Origin of the sequence: Methylobacterium sp. GC_Met_2, from assembly GCF_026540795.1 — a bacterium.
GTDB lineage: Bacteria > Pseudomonadota > Alphaproteobacteria > Rhizobiales > Beijerinckiaceae > Methylobacterium.
Genome location: NZ_JALNUM010000083.1, coordinates 21,567 through 28,935 on the forward strand (window position 1 = coordinate 21,567; position 7,369 = coordinate 28,935).

Consider the following 7,369-nt stretch of genomic DNA (forward strand, 5'->3'; position numbering starts at 1 on the left):
CGCAGCCCCGCGCCGCCTCGGCGAGCCCCCCATGAGCGAGCGGTATCTGTTCCGATCAGATTGGCGGCCGTCGCGCTGCCGCATCCTGCTGGCTGGCCTGCTCGGGCACTATGCCGCTGCCTACTGCTTCTGCGCATCGACGATGCTCGCTGGCTTCGTCGACGACATCCAGACCCAAGGCATGGCGATCTTCGCAGGCGCGACCTGGAGCCGGGCGTTCGAGATGCTCTGGACCGCCCCGGTAGTGACCGGCCTCCTCGGAGTGTGGGGTGCCTTTCTGATCAGCCCGACGCTCCTGATCACGTTGCCGGTGACGAGCTGGGCTGCACGCAAGCTTGATACGGGGGCACTATCGACGACGGCCATCGGTGTCCTGCCAGGTGTACTGGCGGGCCTCATCGTGTTCGGGAACGCGCCGCGGATCGAGCTGAACCTCATCCTCTGTTCCGCCGCGGGCGGTGCCGCATTCGGGGTAGTCGTCTGGCTGCTCTGCATTCGACCGCGACGACCTTACGGGTGAGGCCCGCAAGCGGTCGTCATGCCCGCGACCCTCCGATCCCGGCCCAAGCCATTTCTAACACGATCGCCCGCCAGCCCGAGTGGGTCGGGTCCATCTCGGCGATCTCGACTTCCAGCGCGACGAAGTCCTCGTCCGGACTGGCGGCGTGTAGAGCGTGACCGATCCGGCGCAGCTCGGCCCGGCAGGATCTGCAACGAGGCCAGCCACGTCGAGGGGTGAGGAGCATGTCATGGCAACGACGTGAGCCATCACTCCTCGACAGCAACCGTGTTTCGCCATGCTCGCTCGAACGGCAGGCGCCACGCGTAGGGTGCTACCAGCTGGTGGATCGACTTCGGTCCCCATGAGCCTGGCTCGTACAGCCGGACTGGCGGCGGAGCTTCGAGGAGAGGGACCGACACCTCCCAAAGGCGTTCGATGCCCTCGGCGGTGGTGAACAACGTGCGGTCGCCGCGCATCGCATCGAGGATCAGCCGCTCATAGGCCTCCAGAACGTCGCCAACCAACCCGGTGTCGCGCATCGAAAACTGTAGGCTCTGTTTGTCGAGCCGCATCCCTGGTCCAGGCCGCTTTCCATAGAACGACAGGGACATCTTCGCTGCGTCGGCGAGGTCGAAGGTGAGGTGGTCCGGCCCTTGAGCCCCGACGCCGGAGTTTGCTGGGAACATGCTCTTGGGCGGCTCCCGAAAGGCAATGGAGATGATCCGCTGGCCCTCCGCCATCCGCTTGCCGGTACGGAGGTAGAACGGAACGCCAGCCCAGCGCCAGTTGTCGATCTGGCACTTGAGGGCAATCAAGGTCTCGGTGTCGGACTCCGGATCGACGCCAGGCTCCGAGCGATAGCCGCTGTACTGACCCCGAACCACATCGCGCGGATCCAGGGGCAGCATCGAGCGGAAGACCTTGTTCTTCTCCTCCGAGATCGGCGCCGGCTCCAGGGACGTCGGCGCTTCCATGGCCATGAAGCCCAGGATCTGGAACAGGTGGGTCACCACCATGTCGCGGTAGGCACCGGTGGCCTCGTAGAACGCCGATCGGTTGCCCAGACCCAGCGTCTCCGGCACATCGATCTGCACGTGGTCGATGAAGTTGCGGTTCCAGATGGGCTCAAACAGGCCGTTGGCGAAGCGGAATGCCAGGATGTTCTGGGCCGGTTCCTTCCCGAGGAAGTGGTCGATACGGAAGATCTGAGCCTCGTCGAACACCGCGTGCAGGCGTGCGTTTAGATCAACGGCACTTTCCAGATCGACTCCGAACGGCTTCTCCATGACGACCCGCGAACCTTCGGCGAGATCGGCGTCCGAGAGCATCTTGACCGCTGAGAGGGCTGCGGCCGGCGGCACGCTGAGATAGTGCAGGAGGCTAGTTTCGACCCCAAGCGTATCCCGCGCCCGATCCACTGCCTCGCGCAGCGTCGCTGGCCCTGCTGAAATGGGCACGTAATCGAGAATGTCTGAGAACGCTGCCCAAGCCTCATCACCGACGCTGCGCGTAGCGAACCGATCCAGAGCTCCCCGTGCCGCCGTTCGGAAGCCATCGGCATCAAGATCGTCCAGGGATACACCGATGATACGACAGGCCGGGATGAAGCCCGCGCTAACCAGATGAAACAAGCCGGGTAGGAGCTTACGCTGGGCGAGATCTCCGGTGGCGCCGAATAGGACAACGACCTGCGGGTGCTTCGGCCCGACGCCAGGGAGTATCTTCTTCAAGGGACCGCTCCGCGGGTCGAGCCGGGATCTCGGCAACAGGCGTGTCAGCAATAGGAGTGCCAAACCCCCAGACGCTCGACCGAGGTGCGGCCCGGGTGAGGGATGCAGGTGGGGTCGGGCTTGCGAGGCATGGCGGTTCCTCTCAGACGGCGCGAGCTAATGCGCTGCAGCTCGCCAGTAGATGCCGGCGGTCGGTGATGAAAAAGGCTGCTGAGAGGCGTTGCGCAAACTCGCCGAGCCCGCTCAAACGCGGGTCCATGAGCCTGCGCGAGTTCATTAGCGTCGCCGCCTCCGCAGCCGCCTCCGCGTTCGGCGCCATCGGTATTTGGCTGGTCGCGGTCGCGATCGCTGAGCATCCGCCCGATGCGAGCAGATCGCTGTTCCAGAACATCGCGACGGTCCTGCACCCTGGCGTCTGGTACGTGCTCGCCGCTGTCGTGGCCCGACAGGTTGGGCGGGTCTCCTCCAAATGAGTGATGCGCTCGGCGGGGTCGATGTCAGGGCGAAACGGTCCCCAGACGTCGGCGGCTGGGATTATGGCCGGCCACCCGTCGGCTGCCCCAAGGAAGCCGCGAGAGCGGAACATAGTCGAACAGTCTGGAACGGGCTAAGCCATTGTTCTTGTTGCCATGTTCTACTGTTCCACTTGTTCCACTTTAGGGGGTAAAAGGAAATCACTGCGCCCTCGCGGCCTCGCAAGGTGGCGCCTCGATGGGCTCGACGGCTGGGGCGGGTACATTCGGGCTTGGCGGAATTCAGGCACAGGGCGCCCCCGTCCCGGGCCAGTCTTCGCCGACGCCCGACGTCGCGACCCTGTCCGGCCAGCCGTTGACCGCCACCGGCACGCAGGATCAGCAGCAGTCCAGCCCCTACGGCAACATCGCCTCGGCGCTGAAGGCCGTCGCGGCAGGGCAGCAGAAACAGGCGCAGGGCGGCGGCGGCGCGATGAGGGCACCGGAGGTCGGTGGCCGGCCAATCTCGCTGCAGCAGGCGCGGGCCATGTTCGACCCGGGGAAGTTTTACGGGATGCTGCGCGGTGCGGGGGTGCGAGGCCAGGTTCGTGGATAGTAGGTCTGGCTGTGCTGCGCGGGCATGCGCGCAAGATGGCGAGCGGCGGGACGGCTGTCGAGGTGCAAGGAGGCCACCGCGACTGGTACCGAACCGGGGCCGAACAGGGGCGCAGCGGCGGGGTTAATCGCCCTACAGACCAAGGCACCCGTAGTCACGGATCGTGCCAGGCGAGCTGGTCAGCATCCCCGGGTGCACAGGTGTGCAGAGAACATCTTCGAGCCTTTCCGAGCAGACGCGAACGTCCGAGAGCTTCGGCCTGCTGCGGGGTGCTTCGATCGGCTTCGGTTTGGCGATGACGACGAGGCGCAGGGGGACGGCGGTGTACGGCCGAGAGACGGCAGCGTGCGGCAGAGGGCGGTAGCCGACGGCAGCGGCTACGGTAGCAGCAGGGGTATCACACCATACGCACTGAAGGTGGGCCGGATGTTCTGGCTCAAGCCGTCCGCATCATCGGCCCCCGCAATTGCTCGGTCTCCTCTCGCCATGCATCTCGCTCAGTCCGCATGGCCTCTACGAGAGCGTGCATGTTGCCGGCGTCGATCGCGGTTTCCACGAGCATGTCCTGGGCCGAGGCCAATTGCTGGCGCAGTTCGGCGTTCTCGGTCGCCATGGCGAGGAGCAGGGCCGTCACGACGTCGGCCATCTGCCACCCGCTCAAATTTGATCGAAGGGTCGGTAAACCGCCTAAGGCTGAGCTTCAATCCGCCTCGGGTAGCTTAACGGACGCATCGCAACCTTAACCATTTGTTAAGATCTGCTAACGGATCCTTACTCGATCGAAGCTTTCCGATGTGGGGGGGCTTCACCCGCCGCCTGCGGCAGGAGGGTTCCTCAATGGGCTACGTCATCACGAGCGCGCGAGAGACCGGCACGATCACCTATTACTGCCCATCGACCCGCAGTGCGCTGGAGAAGTTGCACGACTTCCAGCGGGCGGACTATCGCGACATCACAGTGACCTTCGGCGAGCGGGTAATATCCGAAGGCCAGCTGTCCGCGTTGGAAGCCCGGGATACAGCGGCATCCTTGGGCACCTGATCGCTCCAACAATTTAGGCCTAGACGCTGCCTATCGCGGCAAGAACGACTTGGTCATCCACATGCCCGGCGGCAGCGCGCTGATTGGTGGGGGGTGTCTGACGCACTCCTCCAGGTATGCCATCCCGCGGCATACGACGGAACGCGTGAACGGCTTGGCGATGACGCCGGCCGCCCCTGCTAAGTCATTGCCGAGCTTAAGCGGGTTGGCCGTCACAAACACGAGCATCGTCCCTACCGACTCGCAGATGGTTCGAGCCACTTCCAGCCCCGAGCCGCCGTCTCATAGGACCAGATCTAGGAACACGATATCCGGACGCAGCGCTTGAGCGAGGTGGATAGCCTCGTCCTGGCGCATCGCGCTCCCCACTACCTCGTGACCCGCGTCCTGGACCAGCGCTTCCATCTGCATCAGGACCAGCGCTTCATCCTCGACGAGCAGCACCCGCATCGGTGCCGTCATGGCCGGGTGTCCGTGACCGTCGCGGCGATCGGTAGGCGCAGATCGACCCGCGTGCCGGGATTGGCTGGGCGCCACGTGAGCGTCGCCCCGAGTTGGCGAGCGAGACTCTCGATCAGCCGCTTGCCAAACGAGCCACTGCCCGCGACAGTGTCGGGCATGCCGTGGCCGTCGTCGACGACGCAAATGGCGATTAAACTTCCGTCCGGCCGTACTGAGACGGATAGCCTGCCGGCTCGGTCGTGCGCAAAAGCGTGCTTCATCGCGTTGGTGATCAACTCGTTCAGCATCAGCGCGACAGGCGGCGCCTTCTCGACCGACACCTCGACCGCCTCGAGATCGAGGTGGAGGCGGACATCGGTGCGGCCCGATCCCCGCACGAGGTCGTCCGCGAGATCCTGGGCGAACGCAGCCACGTCGAAACGCTCCACGTCGCGAGACTGGTAGAGACGGCGGTGCACCGTTCCCAACGCCTCGACCCGATTGAGCATCGAGTTCATCGTCGCACGCGCATCGGGATCCCTGATCGTCCGGGCCTGCATGGACAGCAGCGCAGCGATCATCTGGAGGTTGTTCTTGACCCGGTGGTCGACCTCGTGGACTAGCATCGTCTTCGACGCCAACGCCTCGGTCAGATCCCGCGTGCGGCTGGCGACTTCACGCTCGAACCGCTCTTTCTCCTGCGTCGTGTGCAGATGCGCATCGACGCGGTCGGTAACGTCCATCTGCGAGGCGAAGAAGAACAGCACCTCGCCAGTCTCGTTGACGACCGGGCTGAGATAGAGCGCGTTCCAGAAGGGCACCCCATCCTTGCGGTAGTTCAGGATGTCGATCGCGATGTCGGTGCGGGCCTGGACCGCCTCACGGATAAGCGCGATGACGCCGCGATCGGTCTCCTTGTCCTGAAGAAAACGGCAGTTGCGGCCCATGACCTCGTCCCGGCCGTAGCCGGTCATCCGCAGGAAGGCGTCGTTGGCGAAGACGATCGGGTTGTCGGGAAGCCGCGGATTGGTGATGATCATCGGCATCCGCGTGGCGCGGACCGCGGCGGCGAAAGGGTCTCCCTTACCCTGCTCAGTGTGGAGGCGATCGGTTAAGTGCCAAGCGTCGGCAGGTTCCATGATCGCATACTTTGTCCTGAGGTCGGACCGCCTCGCAGGTCTGAGAGCGTCACCGGTGGGCTAAAGTGACAGGCGCGCGTCGAGGTTCCGGTGTGGTCCAGGACGATCGATGCGTGGCTATAAAGGCCCCAACGCGGCGAGGTGTGGTCTAGGCGGATGCATCGGATGCGTGCCTATATCGAAGCCGGTTGACGTGCGATCAACGGAGCCGCTGGGATCGCCTCATCAGAAGGCGCTGCGCCCGAACCATCCACGAGGCCGATTAGTTCGGCTTCGGACAGGGGGGTACCATCCGGATCAGTGACTGTGATGTCCTGACGATCGGCTGTCTTGAAGTCGCGCAGTTTCCGCAGTGCCCAGTCCGCCGTCGGGCACTTGTAGGTAATGATGCCATTCTTTGCGGCGCCCCGGACGACATAACGGCAGCGTTGCTCCATCAAACGTCTATCCCGGCCGCGCCGAGGATAGCCCGCCGCTTCAAGATACCGACGCGATGCGTGCGGATCGCATGCTCAAGGTCAAGCGCGCCAGGATCGTTCGCCTCGTGCAAGATTGCGACGGCTCTGGCGAGCGCCGCGATCACCTGCTCATCGAGCAGCATGCCCATGGCGATCCTGCTTCGAAGGAGTTCGCAGGGGTGATCCATGCCTGAATGGGATTTCGACATGATGCTTTAACGGCAGCGGCGCTCGCCGGTTCGCTGATCTCTACAATCTGTTCGAAACGGCGTGGTCAGGCCCTGCGCGTCGACCGTGCCTACAACCGCTCGGCTTCCTCCTGCCACGCACCCCGTTCGGTCCGCATGGCTTCGACGAGGGCGTGCATGTTGCCGAAGTCAGCCGACGAGACGCAGGGCTCTCGTATCCGGTTCAGCAATACAAATTTGGTTCCGGCCTGCACCCTTGGCCACGTACAAGGCGGCGTCGGCTTCCGCGAAGAGCTCCGTCGCGTTGTGAGCTGGGACTTCAGGAAGGCAGGCCACGCCGCAACTTACCGTGAGCACCATGTGCGACCCTGCCGCATGGGGAATAGCCCAGCCCATCACCGCTGCTCGGATCCGTTCGGCTACGATCTTTGCGCCCGCCGAGTCGATCTCCGGCAGGACGACCGCGAACTCTTCGCCACCGATGCGACAGACTATATCACCCGCGCGGTTGGCGGCTGCTCGGATCGAACCGGCAATCAGCCGAAGGGCTTCGTCGCCGCGCTGATGACCATAGGTATCGTTGAAGCCTTTGAACCAGTCCGCATCGATCAGGATCAACGACAATGGTCGGCAGCCACGCACGGCCCGGTCCCATTCCTGCGCTAACGCCTCGTCGAAGCGCCTTCGATTGCCGAGGCTGGTCAAGGCATCGGTGGTTGCCTGGGCCGACAAGCCGCGATTGGCGGCTAGAGCGTTTTCGGTTTGGGCTGAATCGGCCAGTTGGGGTTCACGTCGGGCTGTT

At 64.2% G+C, this 7,369-nt stretch carries 11 protein-coding genes; 4 read left to right on the forward strand and 7 right to left on the reverse strand.

The window, feature by feature from the left end; translation table 11 throughout:
• The first annotated feature begins 31 nt into the window (after positions 1 to 31).
• Positions 32 to 520 (forward strand): hypothetical protein, encoded by a 489-nt coding sequence (locus tag OXS49_RS23325; RefSeq protein ID WP_267427025.1) that lies wholly within the window; start codon positions 32 to 34, stop codon positions 518 to 520.
• Between the two features lie 248 nt (positions 521 to 768).
• Here OXS49_RS23325 and zwf read toward each other — a convergent pair whose 3' ends face one another.
• Positions 769 to 2,232, reverse strand: coding sequence for a glucose-6-phosphate dehydrogenase (gene zwf / locus OXS49_RS23330; RefSeq protein WP_267427026.1), 1,464 nt, complete (start codon positions 2,230 to 2,232; stop codon positions 769 to 771).
• A 257-nt stretch (positions 2,233 to 2,489) separates the two neighbouring features.
• Between zwf and OXS49_RS23335 the strand changes: the two genes are divergently transcribed.
• Both OXS49_RS23335 and OXS49_RS23340 read left to right on the forward strand, forming a co-directional pair.
• Entirely contained in the window at positions 2,490 to 2,705 is a 216-nt protein-coding gene (locus OXS49_RS23335; protein ID WP_267427027.1) for a hypothetical protein, read from the forward strand.
• 238 nt (positions 2,706 to 2,943) lie between these two features.
• The gene (locus tag OXS49_RS23340) at positions 2,944 to 3,300 is read left to right on the forward strand and encodes a hypothetical protein (protein ID WP_267427028.1); all 357 of its coding nucleotides are present in this window, start codon (positions 2,944 to 2,946) and stop codon (positions 3,298 to 3,300) included.
• Positions 3,301 to 3,736: 436 nt separating this feature from the next.
• Here the strand turns inward: OXS49_RS23340 and OXS49_RS23345 are convergent, their stop codons facing one another.
• Positions 3,737 to 3,946 carry a hypothetical protein gene (locus tag OXS49_RS23345; RefSeq protein WP_267427029.1) on the reverse strand — a complete coding sequence of 70 codons (210 nt, stop codon included), beginning with the start codon at positions 3,944 to 3,946 and terminating at the stop codon, positions 3,737 to 3,739.
• A 191-nt stretch (positions 3,947 to 4,137) separates the two neighbouring features.
• Between OXS49_RS23345 and OXS49_RS23350 the strand changes: the two genes are divergently transcribed.
• Entirely contained in the window at positions 4,138 to 4,341 is a 204-nt protein-coding gene (locus OXS49_RS23350; RefSeq protein WP_267427030.1) for a hypothetical protein, read from the forward strand.
• 282 nt (positions 4,342 to 4,623) lie between these two features.
• Here the strand turns inward: OXS49_RS23350 and OXS49_RS23355 are convergent, their stop codons facing one another.
• From OXS49_RS23355 to OXS49_RS23375, 5 genes are all read right to left on the reverse strand, one after another.
• On the reverse strand, positions 4,624 to 4,803 hold the full coding sequence (locus tag OXS49_RS23355) for a response regulator (protein WP_267427031.1): 180 nt from the start codon (positions 4,801 to 4,803) through the stop codon (positions 4,624 to 4,626).
• A complete protein-coding gene (locus OXS49_RS23360) occupies positions 4,800 to 5,921 on the reverse strand; it encodes a histidine kinase dimerization/phosphoacceptor domain -containing protein (protein ID WP_267427032.1) in 1,122 nt (373 codons plus the stop codon). Before OXS49_RS23360 ends, OXS49_RS23355 begins: the two co-directional genes overlap by 4 nt.
• A gap of 173 nt (positions 5,922 to 6,094) precedes the next feature.
• The gene (locus OXS49_RS23365) at positions 6,095 to 6,358 is read right to left on the reverse strand and encodes a hypothetical protein (RefSeq protein ID WP_267427033.1); all 264 of its coding nucleotides are present in this window, start codon (positions 6,356 to 6,358) and stop codon (positions 6,095 to 6,097) included.
• Positions 6,358 to 6,528, reverse strand: coding sequence for a hypothetical protein (locus OXS49_RS23370; RefSeq protein WP_267360052.1), 171 nt, complete (start codon positions 6,526 to 6,528; stop codon positions 6,358 to 6,360). The genes OXS49_RS23365 and OXS49_RS23370 overlap by 1 nt, the downstream gene beginning before the upstream one ends.
• Positions 6,529 to 6,756: 228 nt before the next feature.
• The coding region (locus tag OXS49_RS23375) for a GGDEF domain-containing protein (protein ID WP_267427034.1) at positions 6,757 to 7,369 on the reverse strand (613 nt) is incomplete at its 5' end.

Coding starts and splice junctions, on each gene's coding strand:
- OXS49_RS23355 (WP_267427031.1), bottom strand. CDS start 4,803: ATGACGGCACCGATGCGGGTGCTGCTCGTCGAGGATGAAGCGCTGGTC.
- OXS49_RS23350 (WP_267427030.1), top strand. CDS start 4,138: ATGGGCTACGTCATCACGAGCGCGCGAGAGACCGGCACGATCACCTAT.
- OXS49_RS23345 (WP_267427029.1), bottom strand. CDS start 3,946: ATGGCCGACGTCGTGACGGCCCTGCTCCTCGCCATGGCGACCGAGAAC.
- OXS49_RS23360 (WP_267427032.1), bottom strand. CDS start 5,921: ATGGAACCTGCCGACGCTTGGCACTTAACCGATCGCCTCCACACTGAG.
- OXS49_RS23365 (WP_267427033.1), bottom strand. CDS start 6,358: ATGGAGCAACGCTGCCGTTATGTCGTCCGGGGCGCCGCAAAGAATGGC.
- OXS49_RS23370 (WP_267360052.1), bottom strand. CDS start 6,528: ATGGGCATGCTGCTCGATGAGCAGGTGATCGCGGCGCTCGCCAGAGCC.
- OXS49_RS23340 (WP_267427028.1), top strand. CDS start 2,944: ATGGGCTCGACGGCTGGGGCGGGTACATTCGGGCTTGGCGGAATTCAG.
- OXS49_RS23325 (WP_267427025.1), top strand. CDS start 32: ATGAGCGAGCGGTATCTGTTCCGATCAGATTGGCGGCCGTCGCGCTGC.
- OXS49_RS23335 (WP_267427027.1), top strand. CDS start 2,490: ATGAGCCTGCGCGAGTTCATTAGCGTCGCCGCCTCCGCAGCCGCCTCC.